Raw genomic sequence first — 25,494 nt, forward strand, 5'->3', positions numbered from 1 at the left:
CTGACTAACTATTAGGATTGAGGTAAGTGACAATGAGCATGAAGGGCCAAGAAACGCGCGGTTTTCAATCTGAAGTGAAGCAATTGCTGCACTTGATGATCCATTCACTGTATTCCAATAAAGAAATTTTCCTGCGTGAATTGATCTCCAACGCCTCTGATGCGGCAGACAAGTTACGTTTTCGCGCCTTATCTTCGCCAGCGCTCTATGAAGGGGATGGAGAGCTGCGTGTGCGCGTTTCCACCAATAAAGAGCAACGTACCCTGACCATCGCTGACAACGGTATCGGGATGGGCCGCGATGAAGTTATCGATAATCTGGGCACCATTGCCAAATCGGGTACCAAAGCGTTTTTAGAGTCTATCGGCTCCGATCAGGCCAAAGACAGCCAACTCATCGGTCAATTCGGTGTGGGCTTCTACTCGGCGTTTATCGTTGCGGATAAAGTGACGGTGCGTACCCGTGCGGCGGGCGCAGCGGCAGAAGAAGGTGTGTTCTGGGAATCGGCGGGCGAAGGTGAATACACCGTGGCAGATGTGGTCAAGGCCGATCGCGGTACCGAGATAACCCTGCACCTGCGCGAAGGGGAAGATGAGTTCCTCGATGAGTGGCGCGTGCGTTCCATTATTGGTAAATACTCCGATCACATCGCGCTGCCAGTGGAAATTGAAACCCATACGCCGAGCGAAGAAGAGGGTGGCGAGCCGACGGTCACCTGGGAGAAGGTTAACAAGGCGCAGGCGCTGTGGACGCGTAACAAGGCGGATGTGACCGAAGAAGAATACAAAGAATTCTACAAGCATATTGCCCACGATTTCAGCGATCCGCTGAGCTGGAGCCACAACCGTGTGGAAGGGAAACAGGAATACACCAGCCTGCTCTACATCCCTTCTCAGGCACCGTGGGACATGTGGAACCGCGATCATAAACATGGCCTGAAACTCTATGTTCAGCGCGTGTTTATCATGGATGACGCCGAGCAGTTCATGCCGAACTACCTGCGCTTTGTGCGTGGCTTGATAGATTCCAACGATCTGCCGCTCAATGTCTCCCGTGAAATCCTGCAAGACAGCCGTGTTACGCAGAATCTGCGCAATGCGCTGACCAAACGTGTGTTGCAGATGCTGGAAAAACTGGCAAAAGACGACGCCGAAAAATACCAAACCTTCTGGCTACAGTTTGGCCTGGTGTTGAAAGAGGGGCCAGCGGAAGACGGTGGCAATCGCGAAGCCATTGCCAAACTGCTGCGCTTTGCTTCCACCCATGGCGACAGCGCTGCTCCGACGGTATCGCTGGAAGAGTATGTCAGCCGCATGGTCGACGGGCAGGAGAAAATTTACTACATCACTGCCGACAGTTATGCTGCGGCGAAGAGCAGCCCGCATCTGGAGTTGTTCCGCAAGAAAGGCATCGAAGTACTGCTGCTTTCTGACCGCGTCGATGAGTGGATGATGAGCTACCTGACCGAGTTTGACGGCAAGTCCTTCCAGTCCGTTAGCAAAGCGGATGAAGCGCTGGATAAGCTGGCGGATGATGCCAGTGATGACGACGCGCGCAAAGAGGCGGAAAAATCCCTGGAACCGTTTGTTGAGCGTGTGAAAACGCTGCTGGGTGAGCGCGTCAAAGAGGTGCGCCTGACGCATCGCCTGACCGATACCCCTGCCATCGTAACCACCGATGCCAATGACATGAGCACGCAGATGGCGAAGCTGTTTGCCGCCGCTGGGCAGAATGCGCCGGAAGTGAAATATATTTTTGAACTCAACCCGGAGCATGCGTTGGTGAAACGTGCCGCAGACACGGGTGATGATGCACAGTTTGGCGAGTGGGTGGAACTGCTGCTGGAGCAGGCGCTGCTGGCTGAACGCGGCACGCTGGAAGATCCTAATCAGTTTATCCGTCGTATGAATCAACTGCTGAGTGCATAACGGCTCACACTTTCCCGAAAACCCGGTTTTTAACCGGGTTTTTTTTCGCTTTGCGACACGCTGAAGCGAGCCCGTTCCTTGAGGATAAGCCTCTGGAATGGTATGGTTGAGCGTTTTCAAATTTATTTTAAAAAATCTACATAGCAAGGGGATTTACGCAATGCGTATTATTCTGCTGGGCGCTCCGGGCGCAGGCAAAGGCACTCAAGCACAATTCATTATGGAAAAGTATGGCATTCCGCAAATTTCCACGGGTGATATGTTGCGTGCGGCGGTGAAAGCCGGGACCGAACTGGGCAAACAGGCCAAAGAAATCATGGACGCAGGCAAACTGGTCACGGATGAATTGGTTATTGCCCTGGTGAAAGAGCGTATCGCCCAGGATGATTGCCGTAACGGTTTCCTACTGGATGGCTTTCCTCGCACCATTCTGCAAGCGGATGCCATGAAAGACGCTGATATTCAGGTTGATAACGTTATTGAGTTCGCCGTGCCTGACGAACTGATTGTCGATCGTATCATTGGCCGTCGCGTGCATGCGGCATCAGGCCGTGTGTACCATGTGAAGTACAACCCGCCAAAGGTTGAAGGTAAAGACGATGTTACGGGTGAAGAATTGACCATCCGTAAAGACGATCATGAAGATACCGTGCGTAAACGTCTGGTGGAATATCATCAGCAAACTGCGCCGCTGGTGGATTACTACCAGAAAGATGCCAAAGCTGGTAATACCCGCTACCACAAAGTAGACGGAACCCGTCAGGTAGCAGAAGTGCGCGCTGAGTTGGAATCCATTCTGGGTTAACCTATCGCCGCGTCGCGTGAAAATGCCGGTACCCTGTGTGCCGGTTTTTTTTGCCTGCTTCCCGCATTATCGTCTGCCATTCGCGACTTCAATGGCAAGTATCGGTAATAACATCGCTTTTCCTATCCCGTCCGGGCAACATTTTCGCTACACTCAGCGCTGGTAACGATAACCGCTTCCCGGTGTACCACATGTGTACGGCGAGCAGCCTTTTTATGAGGGCAGACGATGAGTCAACAAAAAGTGGGCGTACTGATGGTGAATCTGGGGACGCCCGAAGCCCCGACGCCGCAGGCGGTGAAACGCTATCTGGCTCAGTTTCTTAGTGATAAACGCGTGGTGGATACGCCGCGCTGGCTCTGGTGGCCGCTGTTAAATGGCGTGATCCTGCCTTTTCGTTCTCCCCGTGTCGCCAAACTGTATCAGTCCATCTGGACGGTTGACGGTTCTCCGTTGTTGGCATTCAGTCGACGTCAGGAATGCGCGCTCTCCGCCCGTTTAGGCGACGATATTCCGGTGGCGCTAGGCATGAGCTATGGTTCGCCGAGCTTGCCGTCAGCGTTAGATAGCCTGTTGTCGCAAGGCGTCACTCAACTGGTGGTGCTGCCTCTCTACCCACAATATTCTTGCTCCACCACGGGGGCGGTATGGGATGGGCTGGCCGACGCACTGCGCACGCGCCGCCAGTTGCCCGGTATCCGTTTTATCCGCGATTATGCAACGCACCCGGTCTATATCGATGCGCTAAAGCAGCGTGTCGAGGCATCATTTGCCCGGCACGGCGTGCCGGACCGCTTAGTGATATCGTTCCATGGCATTCCGGTGCGTTATGCTACAGAGGGGGATGACTATCCCCTGCGCTGTCAGGCAACGGCACAGGCGCTGATCGCTGCGTTGGGGTTGGCACCGGAACAGGTGCAAATGACCTTTCAATCACGTTTTGGCCGTGAACCCTGGCTCACTCCCTATACGGATGAAACGTTAAAGGGATTACCCGCGCAGGGGATCAAACACATTCAGGTTATTTGTCCTGGGTTTGCTGCCGATTGTCTGGAAACGTTGGAAGAGATTCAGGAACAGAACCGGGAGATTTTCCTGCATGCTGGCGGTGAACGGTTTGCTTATATTCCGGCGCTAAATGACGATGCGCGGCACATTGATGTGTTTGAAGCGTTGATTCGTGACGAATAGTTAAAACAGCACAGATAAAAAGGCGCAGCGGGACTACCGCTGCGCATCGCTATCAAATCGGGCACTCTTTGAGGTCTTCCGCTTTTACCTGCTCAAGCTGTAGCAGGGTAATCATGCTGTTGGCGATTTCGCGTTCACCCATCACCACCTGATTGGCGCCGTGTTCGGTGATATAGCTGACTTCATCGTCATAATGTGCGCGCGCAATGATCTCCAGGTCCGGGCGTTTTTCACGCGCTGCCGCAACGATTTCTCCTGCCTCGTAGCCGTTAGGAATGGTCAACAGCAGCCAGCGGGCGCAATCCAACCGCGCCAACTCCATGATTTCTACTTTAGTGGCATTCCCCAACACGGCCTTGATGCCTTGTTCGCGCAGAGCATCTACCCGTGCACGCGAATTCTCGATAACCACAACAGGAATACCCTCCTGATGCAGTTTGGCCCCGATCAGGCTGCCAACGCGGCCATAACCGACCAATAGCGCGTGATTACACATATCAACCGGGATCTGCTTCTCTTCTTCGATGGCCTCTTCCACGATCTGCTCATCAATGGTCTCTGTTTTCTCCAGATAGCGTTCCAGCAGCGTAAAGAGCAATGGGTTGATCATAATCGACAGAATCGCCCCTGCCAGCACCAGATTGCGCCCCTGTTCAGACAAGAGACCGAGCACAACGCCCAGGCCTGCCAGGATAAAGGCGAACTCGCCAATCTGCGCCAGACTGGTCGAGATGGTCAGCGCGGTACGCTTGGAGTGGCCAAACAGGCGAACCAACATAAACGCGGCAGCCGATTTACCGAACACGATAATGGCCAGCGTAATGATGACGGCCATCGGCTCATTCACCAGAATCATCGGATCGAACAGCATGCCCACCGAAACAAAAAACAGTACGGCGAAGGCGTCACGCAGCGGCAGCGTATCGTGGGCGGCGCGTTGACTGAGTTCTGATTCGTTCAGCACCACACCGGCAAAGAAGGCGCCCAGCGCGAATGAGACATCAAACAGCTTCACAGCGCCGAAAGCGATACCAAGTGCCATCGCCAACACGGCGAGGGTAAACAGCTCCCGTGAGCCGGTTGCGGCGCTTTTTGCCAGCACCCAGGGCACCAGGCGGCGACCGACCACAATCATCAGTGTGATAAAGGCAACGACCTTGCCGATAGTCCATGCCAGATCACGAATCAGCTTACCGGTATCGGCATGCTCCGCGCCTATCATGTCACGGAACGCAGGCAGCAATACCAGCGTCAGCACCATCGCTAAATCTTCCACGATCAGCCAACCAATAGCGATTTGTCCTCGCTGGCTGTCAATCAGTTGCCGTTCTTCCAACGCGCGCAGCAGTACCACGGTACTGGCGGTGGATAAACAAAGCCCAAACACCAACCCGCTCGCCAGGCTCCAGCCGAGCAGAGAGGAAAGGCCCATACCCAGCAACGTGGCAACGGCAATTTGTGCAATGGCGCCGGGAATAGCGATGGATTTCACCGCCATCAGGTCTTTCAGTGAGAAATGCAGGCCGACACCAAACATCAGCAGAATAACCCCAAGTTCAGCCAATTCAGGTGCTAACGCGGTATCCGCGACGAAACCCGGGGTAAACGGCCCCACCAGAACCCCGGCGACCAGATAGCCGACTAAAGGGGAAATGCGTAGTCGATTGGCCAGAATCCCCAGCAAGAACGCGAGGACCAGCCCTACGGCAATGGTGGATATTAGTGGTGTGGTTGCATGCATCCCGACTCCTTTTGCCATTGTTGAAAAACGTTCATGAGCAGACTTCTTGAACAAATTCTATTTCATTTGAAGAAATCCTGCTTGGGAAAATGAGGGTATTCTAGTAAAAATCTTCGTTTATTCATTGAATCTAAGTCTAATATAGATTTCATGATGCTTTCGTCAGATTAGCATTGATAAACCAACGTTATTGCTGTCATGAAGATACTTTCTCATGTCTGTTATGCTGCATTTTCATCCCACGCATTGAGAGGAACCGGTTTCTCGGCATTAAAAACCTTAGAATAGCGGGGGTAAATGACATAAATACAACAGAATCAAATGAACTGACCGTTTTCATCAGCTTTCTCTGGTGATTCATACGTGTAACGCCGGTTTTTCTTGTGATACAGGTCACAGGGTGCAAATGAAATCGAGCGTTCGGGAAAAGTGCGCTATTCTGGAGGGAGATCTCAACCTGCGCGTACCTGACTAAGACCAGGACGGGCAGAGGGCTGCTATCGCATTCTTTTAACAGGGGTTGTTTACTTAACGGAGAGTTTCCATGCGTTTTGCAACGAAAGCGTTAGGACGTGCTATTGCGATGTCGCTGGTTTTTACCTCGGCAGGGACGTTGGCGTGGGAAAAAGATAAAACCTATGACATCACCATCCTCCACACCAACGATCACCACGGCCATTTCTGGCATAACGAATACGGCGAATATGGGTTGGCTGCGCAGAAAACGCTGGTGGATCAGATTCGTCAGGAGGTGGCTGCTAAAGGCGGCAGCGTGCTGTTGCTGTCCGGTGGGGATATTAACACCGGGGTGCCGGAATCTGACTTGCAGGATGCAGAGCCCGATTTTCGTGGCATGAATATGGTGGGCTATGATGCCATGGCGCTCGGTAACCATGAGTTTGATAATCCACTCTCTGTTTTGCGCCAGCAAGAGAAGTGGGCAACATTCCCGCTGTTGTCTGCCAACATCTATCAAAAGAGTACACAGCAACGTCTGTTCAAATCCTATGCGCTGTTTGATAAGCAGGGCATCAAGATTGCGGTTATCGGCCTGACCACGGATGACACGGCAAAATTGGGTAACCCGGAATTTTTCACCGATATTGAGTTTCGCAAGCCGTCTACGGAAGTGAAATCGGTGGTCGATCAGTTGCGTAGCACCGAAAAACCCGATGTGATTATCGCTGCAACCCACATGGGGCACTATGACGATGGCCAGCACGGCTCTAATGCGCCAGGGGATGTCGAAATGGCGCGTAGCCTGCCGGCAGGCTATCTGGACATGATTGTGGGTGGTCACTCACAAGATCCGGTCTGCATGGCGAGTGAAAACAAGAAACAGGTGGATTATGTGCCGGGTACCCCCTGTGCGCCGGACCGGCAAAATGGTACTTGGATCGTGCAGGCTCACGAATGGGGTAAATATGTTGGGCGCGCTGATTTCACGTTCAAAAATGGCACGCTGACGCTGGCTCATTACCAACTTATTCCGGTCAACCTGAAGAAAAAGGTGGAGAAGACCGGTGGCGGCACCGAGCGCGTCTATTATACCCAGGAGATCAAACAAGATGATGGCGTGGTGAAAATGCTGACGCCGTTCCAGGAGAAAGGCCAGGCGCAGTTGGACGTGAAGGTGGGAAGCGTCAATGGTACGCTGGATGGCGATCGCAAGCAGGTGCGTTTCTATCAAACCAATCTGGGGCATCTGCTGTTATCGGCCCAACGCGAACGTGCCAATGCGGATTTTGCCGTGATGAGCGGCGGTGGGATACGCGATTCCATTCAGCCCGGTGATATCACCTATAAAACGGTGCTGAAAGTGCAGCCGTTTGCTAACACCTTGGTCTATGTCGATATGAAAGGCAACGAGGTTGAGAAATATCTGGCCGCGGTGGCGAACAAGAAAGTGGATTCCGGTGCCTATGCCCAATTCCTGAACGTCAGCCTGGTGGCAGATGGGCAGGGCGTGCAGGAGGTGAAAATCAAGGGTGAACCGTTGCAGGCGGATAAAACCTACCGCATGGCCACGCTGAACTTCAATGCGATGGGCGGTGATGGTTATCCGCGTCTGGATGGCTTGCCGACCTACGTCAACACCGGTTTTGTCGATGCAGAGGTGTTGAAACAGTATATCGAGCAGCATTCACCGCTTGATGCAGCGGCCTATGCGCCCAAAGGCGAAATTCAATACCGTTGATAAAATGGTCGCGCTAACATTAAAGAGGGCTTGCGGATTGGCAAGCCCTCTTTTTTTACATCTGCCGCTCATTGAGTGTGAATCGCTCTTTTGTGATGGATATAACAGTTAAATGTTAGCAATAACATTTTTAGCGCGCTCAGCATCACAAACGTGATCTGTTGTTGTTTTTTATTGAAAAGTCTTTGATATTTTATTAAAACGTCTTTTCAATAGAGGGTGTTGGAATGAAGAAGGGGTTTGTTTTGTCATTGCTTGGCGCATGTATTGCGGTCAGTTCTCAGGCGGGTGCCGCAGCCTTACCTGCCGTTGTCACTTTTACCGATAATGGCAAGGTGTGTGATGTCACGCAATATGGCGCGGAAGGCCATCGCCTGCAAATTGCATTGAATACGGATTCATTCCAACGCGCTATCGATGATTGTGCGGCCGCAGGCGGCGGTACAGTATTGGTGCCGGAAGGTAACTATCTGGTCAACCCACTGTTCCTGAAAAGTAATGTGCGTCTGAACCTGGCGAAGAACGCCACCATTGTGGCGTCGACAGAAGAAGCGGCCTATCGTGCCACGGAGCAGACCAAATACGCCGAGGCGGAAAATGGTTGGTTGCCGTTTATCAGCGTTGCTGATGCCAAGAACGTCGCAATCACCGGTGAAGGTACCATTGATGGTCAAGGTGCCGTGTGGTGGGAGCGCTGGCGTGCCAATATCCGTGCCACGGGTAAAAAGGGGGGGACCGATCGCCCGCGTTTAATCTATATCACCCGTTCCAGCAATGTATTGGTGGACGGTGTTACCCTGACGCACTCGCCGAGTTTCCACGTAGTGATGCGTTACGCGCATGACGTCAATGTCAACAATACAAAAATTTTGTCGCCCTGGCATGCACCGAATACCGATGCCATCGATCCTATCGACAGTCAGAACATTCGCATCACCAATAACTTTATCGACTGTAACGACGACCACATTGCCATCAAGGCAGAGAAGCCCGATGCGCGCTTCCCTGAAGGCGTCGTCGACAATATCTATATTGCAAACAACTTATTGTGTCAAGGGCGCGGTATTTCTATCGGCAGTGAAACCTCTGGTGGTGTGAACAACGTACTGGTGGAAAATAACCAGTTCGAAGGTTCGATGTACGGTATTCGTATCAAGACGCTGCGTGGTAAAGGCGGTGAGGTGAAAAACATCACCTACCGCAATACCAAAATGGTCGATGTCGATATTCCGTTGGTGTTTGCAGGCTACTACAAGGCGGCTCCCATTGTGCAAGCCGAAGTGGACAAACTGCTGGCAGAAGGCGGTTTCACCATGGGTGAACAAATTTACCCGCCAGATACCGATGCCAAACAGCCGTTTGATAAATACAAGACGCCGCATTTTAGCAATGTGACGATCGAGAACCTGGAATCAACCGGCAAAAGCAAAGCTGCTGCGTACATCATTGGCGTACCTGAAGCACCCTTGAGCGGTTTCCATTTTGACAACGTGCGTATCGATGCCGATCAGGGGATCCGCGTGCGTAACGCCGAAGTGCAAACCAAAGGCTTAACCCTTAACGTGAAGCAAGGGCCGACGCTGTTGGTCGAAAAAGGGGCTAAGGTCGATTAATTACCCGTTTTGAAGCGGTGGCAGGGGACACACTGGCCGTGGAGTCCTCTGCCATCAGCTTCTTTTACGCTTCATACTTCCCGCCGTGGCGGCGTTGGCCGCGCTCAGTTACCCGAATCACTTACTGGTGTAAGCTCATCGGGATTCCTTCGCTTGCCGCCTTGCCACAACGCGAATTATTTCGAGTAAAAATGGGGGGACTTCCCGCCGTGGCGGCGTTGGCCGCACTCAGTCACCCGAATCACTTACTGGTGTAAGCTCATCGGGATTCCTTCACTTGCCGCCTTGCCACAACGTGAATTATTTCGCGTAAAAATGGGGGGACTTCCCGCCGTGGCGGCGTTGGCCGCGCTCCGTCCCCGAATCACTGACTTGAGTCAGCGCTTCGGAATTCCTTCACTAATCCCGCTTGGCAATATCACTAAATGACGCTTTCAGCAGTTTCGCCAAATCGGCGGGCGCGAGTCCGATATCCAGTCCGCGTTTGCCGCCGGAAACGTAAATCACCGGGAAGTGCTGTGCGGGTTCATCAATGGCAGTTGGCAGTAATTTTTTCTGTCCTAACGGGCTGATACCGCCTACCAGATAACCCGTAACCCGTTGAGCCAGCATCGGGTCGGCCATATCCGCTTTTTTGGCGCCAAAGGCTCGCGCCACCTTCTTTAAATCCAACTGCCCAGAGACGGGGGTGATGGCTACAGCCAAATGTTTGGCATCGCCGTTCAGCGATACCAGCAGCGTTTTGTACACCTGCTCTTTATTCAATCCCAGCTTACGTGCGGCTTCTTCGCCAAAATTGGTTTCGTTTGGGTCATGGTCGTAGCTGTGAAGTTGGAAAGCGACCTTATTTTTTTCCAGAAGTTTTACTGCGGGTGTCATGGTGCTCGTTCCTTAGTCAATCCCGTCGTTATCGCTCAGTGCTATCAGGTTGTAGCAGGGAAGGTAGGCTATTGTCGCCATACAGGTGCAATGCACCGACAGCCACCACATACTGCCCGCTCGGCAGTGCCTGTAATTGATCGCGCCAACGGGTATTGCGTTGACGCATCAATACTTCGGACAAGGCGTGGCTGAATGTCGCCGGAATCGCAGCAGCGGATTTTGCCGGAGGACCTTCCAGCCACCAGCCGGTCATCACCTGAAGCAAACGCGCATTAACGTGCCAGTGATCCAGCGTATCTTCCAGCAATGCTACACCCCCCTGCGGCAATTGTCGCAGCATGGCGAGCTGTTCTTGCTGTCCTTCAAGCTCAATCACCGGAATGTTTGCCGCTTTGGCGACCTGAATCAATTGATAATCGATACCATAGTGAGGCCGCAGGCCGAGCGATTGCGCTTGCATCGCCTGGAGCGTCAGCGCGGCGTGCCAGGCGGGCAGATGCTCAACGCGGTTCAGGTTAAGCGCCAGTGCCTCACAGTGTTGCTGGAACTGCTGATAGCGTTCTGGATCCAGACGCTCCGCCAGCGGAATGGGCTCGTATTCTTCCTGCAACGGCGAACCCATATCGGAGATATCGGCTTCTACCACCAGTGCCGTAGACTGCTGCAATTGTTGCAGCAACACCTCTGGCAACGGAGACATGGCTTGGCTGCCCATATGGATACTGCCCACCAAATGCAGGCGTCCGCCGTTGATCAGAGAAACATCCAGTGCGGGATAGGCATAGGTGACCGGGGAAACTAATCCCAACCACGTGGCCAGTTGGCGCAGTAACGTCATGATATATCTCCATCAACCACAAACGTTCATGCTAACTGCTTATGTAGCGCGAGGATACTGCCATAAGGATGAAAAATCCCCGACCGTGTTACCGGTGGGGATAGTCGGGGAGGGCGGTTAACTCTTGAGGGCGCGCACGTGTAGCGTAATGCCATTAACAGCAATCACTTCAATGGTTGTGACGACGGGCAGGGCTTCATCTGCCTTGATCCGCCAGGTACTGTCTCCGATTCTGGCACGGCCGATGCCATCCTCAACCGCTTCGGTGACGGTGACACGTACCCCTATCAGTTGCCGACTGCGTTGGTTCAACAGTGTGGCATCGGTTATCCGGCGTGAACGGCTGCGCAACCAGTACCACCACAGCAGCGCGATGATGATGGTCAGCACGGCAAACAGCGTTCCCTGCCACGCCCAAGGCAACGGTAATACCCAGGTTAACAAACCAATGATAACGGCAGACACGCCGCTCCACAGTAAATAACCGCTGGCCCCAAGCATCTCAGCTGCCAGCAGTAGACCACCCAGCGAGAGCCACACCCAGTGGGCATTCTCAGCCAGCAGTTCAACGTCCATGCTGGCTCCGGGCGTTTCCGCTATCTTTAATCAACTCGGCGATACCGCCGATAGCACCCATCAGGTTGCTGGCATCCAGCGGCATCATGACAACTTTGCTGTTGTCGGCGGAACCAATCTCTTTCAATGCATCGGTATATTTTTGTGCCACAAAGTAGTTGATGGCCTGAATATTACCGGAGGCAATGGCATCAGAGACCATTTGGGTGGCGCGTGCTTCTGCTTCTGCGGCCCTTTCTCGGGCTTCTGCTTCCAGAAACGCGGATTGACGTTGCCCTTCGGCTTTCAAAATTTGTGACTGTTTTTCACCTTCTGCTTTGAGAATGGCGGCTTGACGCACCCCTTCCGCTTCAAGAATATCGGCACGTTTGGTGCGTTCGGCTTTCATCTGGGCGTTCATCGAGGCGATCAATTCGGCGGGAGGGCGCACGTCGCGGATCTCAATACGGGTAATTTTTACCCCCCATGGGCCAGTGGCTTCATCAACAATATGCAGCAAGCGAGTGTTGATGCTGTCACGCTGCGACAGCATTTCATCCAGCTCCATCGAGCCCAGCACGGTACGGATGTTGGTCATAGTCAGGTTTTTGATCGCCAATTCGAGCGAACTGACCTCATAGGCTGCACGTGGCGCTTCCACCACCTGAATAAAGCAGATGGCATCAATCGTCACGTTGGCGTTATCTTTGGAAATCACTTCCTGGGAGGGGATCTCAAGTACCTGCTCCATCATATTGATTTTGCGACCAATGCGATCCATGAACGGCACCACCAGGTTTAACCCCGGCATCAGTGTCTTGGTGTAGCGGCCAAAGCGTTCTACGGTCCACTGATAACCTTGCGGCACGATCTTGATCCCTGACCATACAATAACCAGCGCAACAAATATCAATACGGGAATGACACTCAGCATGGTTTTCACCTCCAAAGGTAGTTTTAAAAATAATTTATTGAAATAAAACTATATTTTTCTTCATCCTGAAAAAGTTATTTTAGCGCCGTCGGTGCATAAAGCCTATCTTTTCGTAGGCGTAATCGCGCGCTGTCATTGGCGTTTTATCTGAAAATAGCAAAAACGAGAGATGAGGCAAGCGGGGGCGCGAATACGCCCCGGCAAGAGGCTGGATTAAAAGGTTGTCCAGTTATCGTTTGAGGATACGGTGGTGGAGCCCGTACTTGCAGCAGCCAGTCGCGGTGTTTTCATTGCTGCTGTCGGGGACGCTACGGTCGTTGAGCTGGTCGGCGTAATGACAAACACGGCGACGGCATCCGTCAGGCGCTGCGCTTGATTTTGCAACGATTGTGCAGCCGCAGAGACTTCTTCCACCAGCGATGCATTTTGCTGTGTTGACGCATCAAGCTGCCCGACACCAATGTTGACCTGATCGATCCCGACGCTTTGTTCCCGGCTGGAGTGCGCAATTTCCGCCATAATGTTGCTCATGTGCGAGGCGTTGGCGCTGAGGTTTTTCATCGATGTTTCGGCACCTTCCACCAGTTCCATCCCTTGTTGTGTGGTGTGCACGGCATCGTCGATCAGCGCTTTGATCTCTTTTGCCGCGGCGGCGCTACGCTGCGCAAGACTACGCACTTCGCTGGCAACCACGGCAAACCCTCGACCCTGCTCACCTGCACGCGCTGCTTCAACGGCGGCGTTGAGTGCCAATATATTGGTTTGGAAAGCAATGCCGTCGATCAGGGCGATGATTTCTACCATGTGATTGGCAGAGTCACGGATTTCATGCATTTTGCTGGCGGCATCGGACATTTTGCTGCCGCTGTTTTCCATTTCCAAAGCGGCATCGTTCACCAGCGTATTCGCCTGTTGAGTGTTTTCTGCGGTGTTTTTGACGGTAGCGGCCAGTTGGTTCATTGATGCGGCCGTCTCTTCCAGAGAACTGGCCTGCTCTTCGGTGCGGCCAGACAGATCCAGGTTACCGGCCGCAATCTGTGCGGTAGCGGAAGCAATGCTGTGTGCGCTATCGCGCAGTTGCCCGACGAGCTGCTGGAGATTGGCGGTCATCTTGTTCAGCGCATTCAATAAAATGCCTGTCTCATCTTTACGCTGATGAGCGATCGAACGTGTCAGGTTGCCTTGTGCAACGGACTCTGCCAATGACACCGCTTGCTGCAAGGGCAGTACCACGCTGCGCGCCGTCACGAAGGACAGCGTCAGACTGATAACGACGCCAGCAAGAATAATGCACAACAGTACAATGCGAATACTGCTGTAACTTTGATTCACCGTTTGGTCCGCTTGCCACATGCGATATTCGGCTTTGCTGATGAACTGTGAGATATCTTTTTTGAGCGCAGTGCCCAGAGGCCAGGTGACTTCGAGCGCCTGATGACGTATGTCCTGGCGGTTTTTCGCCAGATTCAGCAGCGCATCGCTGGCGTCGGCAAACTTGCTATAATCCTGCTTGATGGTATTTAACGCAGCTGTGAGTTCAGCGTCGTCCTGTACTGAGTTGCTGAGCGTCGTAATATGTTTAACGATAACGCTGCGGTCTTTTTTGATTTGTTCAACCGTCGTGTTGATATTGTTTTCATCATTTTCTGCGGTCAGGGCAAAGAATGCGGATTGGTTAATAAATACGTTATTTAAACTGCTCATAACATTGTTGGACAGCATCACGGTAGGGTAGTTTTTCTTTACTACGGCGTCGATGTGCTCATGGAAGCTTTTAAGCCCGCCAAAGGCCAATATACCAAAAATAATCAGGATGAGCAGGCTGATGATAGCGCCAATCGCCAGGCGCGTGGCGATTTTCAGATCTGAAAATTTCATTATCGTCCCTATTATAAGAATTATATACCCTAAATAATTCGAGCTGCAGGACGGCGGCAAGTGAATGAATCCCGATGTGCTTACACTGGTAAGTGATTCGGGTGAACGAACGCAGCCAACACACCTGCAACGTGAAGTATGACGGGTATAACAATGTGGTCCTTCTTTCCGCTGCGGGCAGTGCAGGCAAGAATAACTGCCGTAACAGCACGATGGAGGCTAGCTCAGTATATAAGTAAAATTATGCGGGGATTTAGACCGTTTTTATCCTAAAAAAGGGTTTAAATAATAAGAGTGAGATAAACCTTTTCAATTTATTATATTCACGCTGATAAATACAAATTGGAAATAATATACCGACTAAACTATTTGCTGTTGTTATGCCCCTGCCGTAATAGCGGGGACCATTTCCCCCTAGTCAGCTTTTCCTGCCGCCTCTAGCTCCTTGGCCTTTTGAGACCATTGTGCTGCAACAGTGCTGTTTTTTTCCACACCAAGCCCTTGGGAGTACATCCACCATAAATTGATATGGGAGTGATAATCACCTTTTTCAGCCGCTTCTGTGTAGATTTTAATGGCTTTCGTGTAATTGACCTCCATCCCCTTGCCCTTTTCGTACATAAAGCCAAGCGCCCTCATCGCATCCAGATTTCCTTGCGCAGACGATTTCTCATACCAATACCTGGCTTTTTCATAATCAATCTGTTGTGTGCCGCCATCATCATAAGCGCTACCTAACGCATATTGCTCAGCGGCGTCAGGCGTATTGTTATCACAAGCCGACAACAGAAAGCCGGCGAGTGCCAGCACAACCAACCGATTCATCCTTAACGCCATTTACAACACCTTTATTACGCTTTGCCGTTGAAACCACAGGCATGCCTACCCGAATGAATATTATCAGTAAATTACCGCTTCCCGAAGCGTGTGCACGCTCCAACGCCTATCAACCGATAGTGACACTTCCTCCGCCAATTAACGCGCCACCGCAGCTAACGGTGTCCCCTGTGCGTGCGGCGGGCTTGCCGTCAACAAAGACGCTCGACGAACCGCCGCTGATGGTTCGGCTATGTCCGTGGGGAGCCAGGGGATCGCCTTGTCGGGCCAGTGGCAGACCATCAACCTTGGCGGTTGATGACCCTGTAACGACGGAGGTTGGCGGATAGCTACCGTGCCCGGTATCGTTATCGCCTATTTTGACGGCGTTTCCCATTGTTTATTCCAGGCGTATTTATTGGATCGGGTGTTGATCGGTTCTTGGCTGCTTAGCACGGTAGTCATCCATTATCGGGGCCCAGGCCATTCCTTGCGGCACCGGATATTGCTTAAATAATGCACCATATTTCTTATCGAATTCTTCGAGTGTGACGGTATATTGGCTGACGCCTATTGGAAATTTTTTATCGTACCAATTATCCGTGACTTCCTCGGCAATGCCTCTGGTTAGCAAAATATCCGGGCTTGCTCCATGTTCCCATCCCATTAAAACGACCTCATAGTAGCCACCTGGAGCCAGACCAAAATAAATACGGTTACGGCGATCATCGCGTCCTTCAACGTGATAAACCGTTGTTATCTGTTGCGCTAAATTAGCAGGTAAATTCACCTTGATGCGATAGCGTTTGCGGTCGTGGAAGGAGACCATTTCTATTAATGCTTTGTCAGGTACGGGAACGCCATTGGTTGGAAATCCCCCACCGCCAGCCCAGTAGTAACGTTGCCCGCTAATGCGATCGCTCAAGAGGCCACCTGCACCGCCGCCAGAACCTTGGTCGGAATAGACAAGCCTTCCATCTCGAAAAAATTCAGTTCGTGTGTTGCTCGTGATGTCAATATTACTACCTGTACCATAACGCCAACTGACATGGTTTATTGCCTTCGGGCTGGAGCACGCCACCAGAGAAAGACTGAGCCCGATAAAGATAATCAGAGACCTGAACATCATACCTCCTGATTGCCGATGATATGCCGCCGCTCCTTGCTAACGGAAGCTTCCCGCCTGTTGGTGTTGGCCGGGTTGGTGATCCCCTGATTCCTGGCGCTGTGGTGCACATAGTCACGGCGTAATGCCCGGTAAACCTCGGGTGCCAAATGACTCCCCAGGTTTTTCACCACCCCTTGTTCGGTGGCGGCCATTGCCCAGTGTTGATCCAGTGCCGTGAGATTTGCCATTGGCTCTTTAGCGGCACCAGAATCAAGTCTATGGTCGGTAACTGTTGAGTCCCATATTCTAAATGGCACCCCCACAGCACGCCCCGCTTCCACCATCATATGCAGCGGAATGCGGGAGTATTCCCCTTCCACCACCCGACTCATCACCACGTCGACATAGACCGCTTTCTGTGGCCACGAGTCATCCTTTCCGCGCCGGCGCATGTACGCATAAGGGATCAGGCTGATGGCGCCCACCTGCGGTGTCGCGCTACGTATCGACTGCGTACAAATGCGATCAACCCATCCCAGAGATACCTTCTCCTCGGCATAGGCCCGCGCCTGTTTGAAGGCACGGCTTTGTGTTTCAGGGGTGGACGTTTCTTCCTGACTCATAAAACGTTCCAGCTCAATGCATTCGATCAGCGCTGGGTCACTGTTCGGGTTCGCCAGGCTCCAGCGGCTGTAATACCCGCCACCGATATCCGAATGGGCACCCGGCAGGGCCAGTTCGGTAAAATGGGGCGGAATGCTGGTGCCGATCGCCGTTGGGGTAATGCGCGTCAGCGGAAAATGGTAGCGAACCTCATCCAGCGCCTTCAGTTGCACCACCCGTTCGGCACAGTCATCCCGCAAGCGAGTCTTGACCCCGGGGTTATACGAGGAGGTCACCGTATCAAAAAGCCCTAAAAAGGCAATACGTACATCGTCCCGGCTGCGCCAGTCAAACCCGGCTTTGAGACGGAGAGAGGGATCTTTAGTCACGGCCTGCACCAGCGGATGATCGTCCATCTGGTCGATAACGTTAACAAAATGACGCGCTGCCGCCGCTCCCCGGCTAAAGCCAAACACATCAAATACGATGCGGTGGATGCACTCTATATTAGGTAATGTTTTCCCTAAATCGTCGTTAATTCCAGCAACAATCCCCTGTTCACAGGCCTGATTCACTTTACCTACGATGGAGGTATCTTCCCCCAGTACGCTAAGATCCATTGCCAGTGCCAAAGTCACATCTGAACGGTATTCCTGACCCTCATTTCCGGGGACCGGATCGCGGGTACCAATCCCACTGATGTAACTATGAGCTATCAAGTTACCAGAAGTAATGTCGTATTGTTTAAACAGTTTACCCACATTGGTAAGGTCATTTGCCGAACTGTCACTGATCGGCAATTGGCCCATCTGACAGCCACGCAGCTCTTTCTCACGTTGTGCCGGATCTGAACAGGTTTCTGCCAGCCACTGTTCCACCTTTTTCATGCCGGATTCGGCATTACTGGTGTTATTCCCGGTACCATCGAAGAAAACGCCGATGCGCAACACATTGAGCGTATAGCCCTTTACTTCAATCACATAAGAATGTTTGGTAAAGAAACGTGCCTCTCCAGCTTTGCCTTCCTGATGCGCTTCAGGTAAGGGGGGCTCGGGGGCTGTCAGACACAGGTCGCCGGTGGTGACTTTCAGGTGTTCACGCGGTGTTTTCTCATGCCCGCTGCGTTCTGCCGTATAAGCCGATACAGTGCTCTGTCCCTGCTTGAGAGCTTCACGCGACTGCGCGGCTTTAAGCCAGGCGGGCGTCTCCAGTTTTACCGCGATGGGTCCGACGGCAAAACCGCGTACCAGCGTGGGCCCGTCTTTAAGCGTGATCGTCTGCGACTTGCTGGTTTCATCGGTCAATATTGCCTTTAGCCCTTTAAAGGCGACATTGTGTTCATCCCGGATATCAATCTCGATCCAGTTATCGTAACGTTCACAAGGGATGCAGTGCGGATCTGCGGCCATTAATTCACTCCCGTTAATTCAGCGTGCTGTGCCATCCAGTGGCGGATCTGTGCCAGTTCAGCTTCGGTCAACATCAGCGGCGTACGAATGCTTTCCAGTGGCAGCCCTGTCTGTACGGTTAGGGTGCCCGCCACCACGCCATCAAGTACATCGTCCTGAAGCTTGTCGATATTGGCTTGTCTGAGTACCGGAAAAATCGTGCTGGCGGGATCCGGATGTCGCTCCATCATCGTGGTCATGACCTGCCAAAAACGGCGACGAAGAATATAGGCGTGGCGATTTTCGTCATACAGCGCAGCAAGATGGTGTGAGTGGATAGCAAACCAGGGGGCTTTCAAGGGCACTGAACTGGGGAGGGCGGCATTACGCGTAAACGCGTGGCCGTCAATCCAGAGTCCAGAGCAGGGGCCCAGAATGGCATCCCGCTCGTTTGCCGTCATAGCGAGCAATATTGGCAAAAAAATACGTGGGTCAGCGAAACGAAATATGACGGCTTCCCCGTCTCTTATCACTTCGATCAGGCTTTGCCAGTGACGGCGAATAACCGCGAGCGGCTGGTCGCTGACCAGATAAAACCCGCTTGACGCCGGTGAGCCCGAAACAAACTCAGGCGAAGGTGCAGACAGCAGCCAGGGCCCCAACGCCGCTTGATCGCCAAATGCAGTACCGGCAAACAGCGGAAAGGCTTCCCCGTCGCTGAGTGCATAAAATCGGGTTACCGCTGTGGGATCTGCGGCACCGTCGACGATGGCAAGCAGGTGTCCACTCTGCTGCGTTTGCCACTCACTCACCTTCATGCGTCACCTTCCTTGGCGAGTTGGCAAGGCTTGGCAAGGGGAGCCATGGACACCATGCTTTTATGAATAGCCGGGGCAGGCAAGGTCGCGGGCGGTGCGGAGGGCACGACAACACCGCTCGGGAGTTCTGGGCTTTGTCCCGCCCAGCCAGAGCCGCTGCCTGCACGTCCTCCTGAGTTCATCTTGATGGCAGGGCCTACGACTGTCACTCCGCTGGGGTCAATCTTCACGAAGCTGCCGCCAACTTTCAGGGTTAACTCCGCCCCGGCCTCAAGCACCATTTTTGCCCCGGATTTCACGTGCACTTCCTGACCAGCTTCAACCAGCAAAGCCTGCCCCAGTTTTTGGTGCATCGAGGCATCCACCGTCAGTGAATGATCGCCTGTAACCTGAATGCGCATCTCGTTCTCTACGGTCAGGTGATCGTTGGCTTTAATCCGGGTGATGCGGTTGTTATCAATGTCCGCGTGGGCATCGTGCCGGATGTGCCAGACAACATCGTTCTCAATGCACGCGTTAAGATCCTTTTGTGCGTGCAGATAGACTTCCTCCTGTCCGGCCTGATCTTCAAAGCGCAGTTCATTGAACCCCTCTCCCTGATGTGTCTCGGTACGCAATACGGTACGGGTTTTGTGGGTCGGCAGGTCATAAGGAGGGCGCTGGGTAGCATGATAGGTTCTGCCCGTTACGATGGGCTGATCGGGGTCCCCTTCAAGAAAACTGACGATCACCTCATGACCAATACGCGGGATGGCAATCATGCCATACTGACTACCCGCCCAGCCCTGACTTACCCGCACCCAGCACGAACTCTGGTCATCGCTGGAACCGTATCTGTCCCACGGGAATTGCAGTTTCACCCGGCCGTGTTCATCACAGTAGATTTCTTCCCCAGCAGGACCAACCACCGTGGCGATTTGCGGGCCATCCACCATCGGTTTATAGGGTAAGACAACGCGCCAGGTGGTGTTGGCATTAATCACGTCAAAGCTGTTGGTGTAAGTGGTGGGCTCACCGCCACTCTCTTCTTCCAGTGCCTGCGGTTGTTGCCCCTGATGGGTAAGGGCCACCAGTTGCCAGTCGGTGTTGAGCTCAGGGTTAGGGTGCTCGGTCAGTGAGAAACGGCAGCCCGGCATCAATGCCGCTGCGTTGGATTCGCCAGTGCCCGTCATCGCGCCAGCACGTAATGCATCCAGCCGATAGCCCGTCAACGCTTTACCACTCGGGTCCTGCTTAAACCGTCCGGGATAGTCGAAGTGTTGGTAGCTCTCCTGCTGATGCGCCAGATCGCCGCTTCTCTTTTTGTGTGACAATCCATAAGCAGGTGTTTTGAAGCTGTAGTCTTTTAGTTCCACTTCTGCGGTGCTGACGGATTCGGTATAGCGAAAACGCCGAACATATTCCCCTTCACTCAACCCCTTTGCCGCAAGATTGAAAAATAGCTCAGGGCCCGCTGCCAGCGCTCTGGCATCATCAGCGAATACCACACGGTGTTTGCCAGCTTAAAACTCGTGAAAGAAGTACATCCCTTCCTCTGCCGCCAGCCGGGTGATAAACGCCAGATCGGTTTCGCGATACTGCACGCAGTATTCGCGTGGGGCATGCTCGTCGCGTAGCGCAAAGGCATAATCACTGATTCCCGCTTCTTGCAGCAGGATACTGATAATCTCGTGCGGTTTCTGTGACTGAAAGATACGCGCATTAGTACGTAAACTTAGCCGCCATAGTGCAGGGCGCACTCGCACCTGATAACGCGTGCGGCGAAAACCGGTATCACCCTGGGCAAAGGTGCTGACTATCCCATTGATCCGTCGCTGTAGGTTCCCTTGGTACCAGATGTACAACTCGCAGACGTGGTCGAGGACATCATCAAAGTTGATATCCGGCTGAGGACTCGCCAGATTCAACAACAGGGTAAACGGCTGATTTAATGCCTCGTCGAGCTGAAAATCCACCACGGCAAAGGTGGATTCAGGTAATCCGCCGATCTTGACCGTGAACTGCAATCCTGTGCTGTTTGCCAACGTTGTTCCCCTTGTTTCCCCATGATCAAAACCGCATCTGCGCTCAGGTCTGGGCTGGCAGAACTAAGGGCCGTATGGAACAAAAAAACCGGCACGGGGCCGGGTTAGCGGCGCTATCCCTTTGGACAGACGCTTTCGAGAGACAGGCAAAAACCATGCCGTTTTTTAATGTATTGTTTTTATTGATAATTAATCTATTGCTGAGGTGCGAATGTCAATTTTGCGCAAGAAGTTGCGCAGACCTCGTGAATCATTTGCAAACATTGCGCAGAAAGTGATTTATGCCAGGAAGTGAGCAAGAAATTGCGCAGAGTGCGCATTTATTCTGAAAGGGCGTTGGACTCATGAGCGTCACGGCGCAGCGCATTTTGAGCATTGCACCGAGTATATCGAACGCTTACAACTCCAATTCAATATCATTTACAGGCATGCAGCAGCAGGGCAAGATTTCATCTTGCTGTACACAGGCAAGGGGCGTTTGGCGATAGGCGACGCGGCCTTTCACCAGCCGTAAACGGCAGGCACCGCAATAGCCCGAGCGGCACTGATATTCCACCGGCACGCGGTGTTGTTCCAGCACGTCGAGTAACGAGGTGGCACTGTCGTTGTTGGCTAGCTGCGCGCCCGAGACGCGCAGTGTGATGGTTGAGGTGCTCATTGGCTTAGAGCTGGAAGTCACTCAGGTCATCGGCGTTGATTTCAGAATCAATTTGGCCGACCAGATAAGAACTCACTTCCACTTCCTGCGGAGCAACCTGCACGTTGTCAGAGACCAGCCAGGCATTAATCCACGGAATTGGGTTAGTGCGCGTTTGGAACGGCAATGGCAACCCCACCGCCTGCATGCGGATATTGGTGATGTATTCAACGTACTGACAGAGGATGTCTTTGTTCAGGCCAATCATCGAGCCGTCGCGGAACAGGTATTCCGCCCACTCTTTCTCCTGCTGTGCCGCCAGCACAAACAGGTCGTAGCATTCCTGCTGGCACTCTTCGGCGATTTGCGCCATTTCCGGATCGTCCTGGCCGGAGCGCATCAGGTTCAGCATATGCTGGGTGCCGGTCAGGTGCAGCGCTTCATCGCGGGCGATCAGTTTGATAATTTTGGCATTGCCTTCCATCAGTTCACGTTCGGCAAAGGCGAATGAGCAGGCGAAACTGACATAAAAACGAATGGCCTCCAATGCGTTGACGCTCATCAGGCACAGATAGAGCTGTTTTTTCAAGGCGTGCAGATTTACGGTGACGGTTTTACCGTTCACCTGATGCGTGCCTTCTCCCAGCAGATGGTAATAGCTGGTCAGTTCGATCAGATCGTCATAGAAAGCAGAGATGTCTTTTGCACGTTTCAGAATCTCTTCATTGGTGACGATATCATCGAACACCAGTGCCGGAGCGTTGACAATATTGCGGATGATATGGGTATAGGAACGGGAATGAATGGTTTCTGAGAATGCCCAGGTTTCTATCCAGGTTTCCAATTCAGGGATGGATATCAGCGGTAATAATGCGACGTTAGGGCTGCGTCCTTGAATGGAGTCCAGCAGCGTTTGGTATTTCAGATTGCTGATGAATATGTGCTTTTCATGTTCCGGCAGCGCCTGATAGTCGATGCGATCGCGAGACACATCCACCTCTTCCGGACGCCAGAAAAAAGAGAGCTGTTTTTCGATCAGCTTCTCGAATATCTCATATTTTTGCTGATCGTAACGCGCTACGTTAACGGACTGACCAAAGAACATTGGTTCCAGAAGCTGATCGTTTTTATTCTGTGAGAAGGTGGTATAAGCCATAGGGCTGTATCTCCAAAAAGGGACAGGAGGCGTTTGACCGCCTCCTGAAAAAAACTTACGTAAACAATATCCTATGCGGGAAACGGTTTAAATCTTGCAGGCACCGCCTTCGCAGCCGTCATCCTGTGCGTCGGTCAGGATATCTTCCTGAACGTCTTCCGCGCCGTCACGGGTGTTTTGATAATACAGCGTTTTTAACCCAAATTTATAGGCGGTGAGCAAGTCAGTCAGCAACTGTTTCATCGGCACTTTTCCTGACGGGAAGCGCGCCGGATCGTAGTTGGTGTTGGCAGAAATAGCCTGATCGACAAACTTCTGCATCAGTCCAACAAGTTGCAGATAGCCGTCGTTGTTCGGCATTTCCCACAGTAACTCGTAGGCATCCTTAAGGGTTTCATAATCCGGCACCACCTGGCGCAGAATACCGTCTTTCGACGCCTTGATACTGATATGTCCGCGCGGTGGTTCAATCCCGTTGGTGGCGTTGGAAATTTGTGACGAGGTTTCCGATGGCATCAACGCGGAGAGCGTGGAGTTACGCAGACCGTGCGTTTTGATACTGTCGCGCAGTGCTTCCCAATCATAATGCAACGGTTCGCTGCAAATGCCGTCCAGATCGCGCTTGTAGGTGTCAATAGGCAGCACGCCACGGGCATAGGTGGTTTGGTCAAACCACGGGCAGGCACCCTGTTCGCGCGCCAGCTCGTTTGAGGCTTGCAGCAGGTAGTACTGAATGGCTTCAAAGGTTTTGTGCGTCAGGTTGTTGGCGCTGCCATCGGAGTAGCGCACGCCGTTTTTCGCCAGATAGTAGGCAAAGTTGATAACACCGATGCCGAGCGTGCGGCGGCCCATGGCACCGCGTTTGGCCGCCAGAATCGGGTAATCCTGATAGTCCAACAGGGCGTCCAGCGCACGGACTGCCAGGCGTGCCAGATCTTCCAAATCATCCAGGCTATTCAATGCGCCAAGGTTGAATGCGGAGAGGGTGCAGAGCGCGATCTCGCCTTTTTCATCGTTGACGTCTTCCAGAGGATGGGTTGGCAGCGCAATTTCCAGACACAGGTTGGACTGACGCACCGGTGCGATGGTCGGTTCAAACGGGCTGTGGGTGTTGCAGTGATCGACGTGCTGAATGTAGATACGGCCTGTAGAGGCGCGCTCTTGCATCATCAGCGAGAACAGATCGACCGCTTTCATGGATTTCTTGCGGATGCTGTCATCTTTTTCATACTGCTGATACAAGCGTTCGAACTCGTCCTGATCGGCGAAAAACGCGTCATACAGGCCGGGCACGTCAGAGGGGCTGAACAGGGTAATTTCTTGCCCTTTGACCAGGCGCTGATACATCAGCTTGTTCAACTGCACGCCGTAATCGAGGTGACGGACGCGGTTGCCTTCCACACCACGGTTGTTTTTCAGCACCAGCAGGCTTTCCACTTCCAGATGCCACAGCGGGTAAAACAGCGTTGCCGCACCGCCGCGCACGCCGCCCTGTGAGCAGGATTTCACCGCGGTCTGGAAATGTTTATAAAACGGAATACAGCCAGTATGGAACGCTTCACCACCGCGAATCGGGCTACCCAGCGCACGGATACGACCGGCGTTAATGCCGATACCGGCACGCTGTGAAACGTATTTCACGATAGCGCTGGAGGTGGCGTTGATGGAATCCAGGCTGTCGCCGCACTCGATCAACACGCAGGAACTGAACTGGCGGGTCGGGGTACGCACGCCGGACATGATCGGCGTTGGCAGCGAAATCTTGAAAGTAGAAATCGCGTCATAGAAGCGTTTGACGTAATCCAGACGCGTTTCGCGCGGGTAACCGGAGAACAGACAGGCTGCCACCAGTACATACAGGAACTGGGCGCTTTCGTAGATGTCACCGGTGACGCGGTTTTGCACCAGATATTTCCCTTCCAACTGCTTGACCGCAGCGTAAGAGAAGGTCATGTCGCGCCAGTGATCGATGAAAGCGTCCATCTGAGCGAACTCTTCTGGCGTGTAGTCCTGCAATAAGTGGGTATCGTATTTGCCCAGTTCCACCATTTTGGTGACGTGATCGAATAACGTCGGCGGCTCAAACTGGCCGTACGCTTTTTTGCGCAAGTGGAAAATGGCCAAACGCGCGGCCAGATATTGGTAGTCCGGGCTGTCGCGTGAAATCAGATCGGCGGCAGCTTTAATAATGGTTTCATGAATATCGGCGGTCTTGATGCCGTCATAAAACTGAATGTGGGAGCGCAGCTCGACTTGAGACACTGACACATTGTGCAGGCCTTCTGCTGCCCAGGTAATCACCCGGTGAATCTTGTCCAGATTGATGCGTTCTTTGCTGCCATCGCGTTTGGTTACTAGCAGGCTCTGGTTCATGTGGTGTAG

General features: G+C 52.8%; 20 protein-coding genes and 1 pseudogene. 6 read left to right on the top strand and 15 right to left on the bottom strand.

The genetic code is table 11. From position 1 onward, the window contains the following. The first annotated feature begins 38 nt into the window (after window positions 1-38). The 3 genes from htpG (at window position 39) to hemH (ending at window position 3,924) form a co-directional block, all read left to right on the top strand. Window positions 39-1,928: a molecular chaperone HtpG gene (gene htpG, locus K6K13_RS05725; protein ID WP_222160982.1), complete on the top strand. Its 1,890-nt coding sequence runs from the start codon at window positions 39-41 to the stop codon at window positions 1,926-1,928. A gap of 160 nt (window positions 1,929-2,088) precedes the next feature. After that, window positions 2,089-2,733, top strand: a complete 645-nt coding sequence (gene adk, locus K6K13_RS05730; RefSeq protein ID WP_222159912.1) for an adenylate kinase — start codon at window positions 2,089-2,091, stop codon at window positions 2,731-2,733. Window positions 2,734-2,961: 228 nt separating this feature from the next. Next, entirely contained in the window at window positions 2,962-3,924 is a 963-nt protein-coding gene (hemH, locus tag K6K13_RS05735; protein WP_222159913.1) for a ferrochelatase, read from the top strand. A gap of 52 nt (window positions 3,925-3,976) precedes the next feature. Here the strand turns inward: hemH and ybaL are convergent, their stop codons facing one another. After that, window positions 3,977-5,665: a YbaL family putative K(+) efflux transporter gene (gene ybaL, locus K6K13_RS05740; RefSeq protein ID WP_222159914.1), complete on the bottom strand. Its 1,689-nt coding sequence runs from the start codon at window positions 5,663-5,665 to the stop codon at window positions 3,977-3,979. Window positions 5,666-6,209: 544 nt separating this feature from the next. Here ybaL and ushA point away from each other — a divergent pair. The 3 genes from ushA (at window position 6,210) to K6K13_RS05755 (ending at window position 9,732) form a co-directional block, all read left to right on the top strand. Continuing rightward, on the top strand, window positions 6,210-7,862 hold the full coding sequence (gene ushA, locus K6K13_RS05745; RefSeq protein WP_222159915.1) for a bifunctional UDP-sugar hydrolase/5'-nucleotidase UshA: 1,653 nt from the start codon (window positions 6,210-6,212) through the stop codon (window positions 7,860-7,862). Window positions 7,863-8,089: 227 nt separating this feature from the next. Further along, a complete protein-coding gene (locus K6K13_RS05750; RefSeq protein ID WP_222159916.1) occupies window positions 8,090-9,475 on the top strand; it encodes a glycoside hydrolase family 28 protein in 1,386 nt (461 codons plus the stop codon). Window positions 9,476-9,513: 38 nt separating this feature from the next. Beyond that, window positions 9,514-9,732: a hypothetical protein gene (locus K6K13_RS05755; protein ID WP_222159917.1), complete on the top strand. Its 219-nt coding sequence runs from the start codon at window positions 9,514-9,516 to the stop codon at window positions 9,730-9,732. A 142-nt stretch (window positions 9,733-9,874) separates the two neighbouring features. Here K6K13_RS05755 and ybaK read toward each other — a convergent pair whose 3' ends face one another. From ybaK to nrdA, 14 genes and pseudogenes are all read right to left on the bottom strand, one after another. Then, window positions 9,875-10,354 carry a Cys-tRNA(Pro)/Cys-tRNA(Cys) deacylase YbaK gene (gene ybaK, locus K6K13_RS05760; protein WP_222159918.1) on the bottom strand — a complete coding sequence of 160 codons (480 nt, stop codon included), beginning with the start codon at window positions 10,352-10,354 and terminating at the stop codon, window positions 9,875-9,877. Between the two features lie 28 nt (window positions 10,355-10,382). After that, complete coding sequence (locus K6K13_RS05765) at window positions 10,383-11,198, bottom strand: TraB/GumN family protein (RefSeq protein ID WP_222160983.1); 816 nt, start codon at window positions 11,196-11,198, stop codon at window positions 10,383-10,385. A gap of 114 nt (window positions 11,199-11,312) precedes the next feature. After that, entirely contained in the window at window positions 11,313-11,771 is a 459-nt protein-coding gene (locus tag K6K13_RS05770) for an NfeD family protein (protein ID WP_222159919.1), read from the bottom strand. Next, a complete protein-coding gene (locus K6K13_RS05775; RefSeq protein ID WP_222159920.1) occupies window positions 11,761-12,684 on the bottom strand; it encodes an SPFH domain-containing protein in 924 nt (307 codons plus the stop codon). The genes K6K13_RS05770 and K6K13_RS05775 overlap by 11 nt, the downstream gene beginning before the upstream one ends. A gap of 213 nt (window positions 12,685-12,897) precedes the next feature. Further along, complete coding sequence (locus K6K13_RS05780; RefSeq protein WP_222159921.1) at window positions 12,898-14,562, bottom strand: methyl-accepting chemotaxis protein; 1,665 nt, start codon at window positions 14,560-14,562, stop codon at window positions 12,898-12,900. A 414-nt stretch (window positions 14,563-14,976) separates the two neighbouring features. Beyond that, a complete protein-coding gene (locus K6K13_RS05785) occupies window positions 14,977-15,399 on the bottom strand; it encodes a tetratricopeptide repeat protein (protein WP_222159922.1) in 423 nt (140 codons plus the stop codon). 109 nt (window positions 15,400-15,508) lie between these two features. Continuing rightward, window positions 15,509-15,775, bottom strand: coding sequence for a type VI secretion system PAAR protein (locus K6K13_RS05790; RefSeq protein WP_222159923.1), 267 nt, complete (start codon window positions 15,773-15,775; stop codon window positions 15,509-15,511). An 18-nt stretch (window positions 15,776-15,793) separates the two neighbouring features. After that, the gene (locus K6K13_RS05795; protein ID WP_222159924.1) at window positions 15,794-16,504 is read right to left on the bottom strand and encodes a DUF2931 family protein; all 711 of its coding nucleotides are present in this window, start codon (window positions 16,502-16,504) and stop codon (window positions 15,794-15,796) included. After that, the gene (locus K6K13_RS05800; RefSeq protein ID WP_222159925.1) at window positions 16,504-18,498 is read right to left on the bottom strand and encodes a T6SS phospholipase effector Tle1-like catalytic domain-containing protein; all 1,995 of its coding nucleotides are present in this window, start codon (window positions 18,496-18,498) and stop codon (window positions 16,504-16,506) included. The genes K6K13_RS05795 and K6K13_RS05800 overlap by 1 nt, the downstream gene beginning before the upstream one ends. Further along, the gene (locus K6K13_RS05805; protein ID WP_222159926.1) at window positions 18,498-19,295 is read right to left on the bottom strand and encodes a DUF4123 domain-containing protein; all 798 of its coding nucleotides are present in this window, start codon (window positions 19,293-19,295) and stop codon (window positions 18,498-18,500) included. The genes K6K13_RS05800 and K6K13_RS05805 overlap by 1 nt, the downstream gene beginning before the upstream one ends. Continuing rightward, a pseudogene (locus tag K6K13_RS05810) lies at window positions 19,292-21,319 on the bottom strand (type VI secretion system Vgr family protein). Before K6K13_RS05810 ends, K6K13_RS05805 begins: the two are co-directional and overlap by 4 nt. A 397-nt stretch (window positions 21,320-21,716) precedes the next feature. Further along, window positions 21,717-21,977 carry a class I ribonucleotide reductase maintenance protein YfaE gene (gene yfaE, locus K6K13_RS05815; protein ID WP_222159927.1) on the bottom strand — a complete coding sequence of 87 codons (261 nt, stop codon included), beginning with the start codon at window positions 21,975-21,977 and terminating at the stop codon, window positions 21,717-21,719. 4 nt (window positions 21,978-21,981) lie between these two features. After that, window positions 21,982-23,112, bottom strand: a complete 1,131-nt coding sequence (gene nrdB, locus K6K13_RS05820; RefSeq protein WP_222159928.1) for a class Ia ribonucleoside-diphosphate reductase subunit beta — start codon at window positions 23,110-23,112, stop codon at window positions 21,982-21,984. 87 nt (window positions 23,113-23,199) lie between these two features. Further along, entirely contained in the window at window positions 23,200-25,485 is a 2,286-nt protein-coding gene (gene nrdA / locus K6K13_RS05825) for a class 1a ribonucleoside-diphosphate reductase subunit alpha (RefSeq protein ID WP_222159929.1), read from the bottom strand. Window positions 25,486-25,494: the final 9 nt, after the last annotated feature.

It is taken from the genome of Symbiopectobacterium purcellii, assembly GCF_019797845.1.
Lineage (GTDB): Bacteria > Pseudomonadota > Gammaproteobacteria > Enterobacterales > Enterobacteriaceae > Symbiopectobacterium > Symbiopectobacterium purcellii.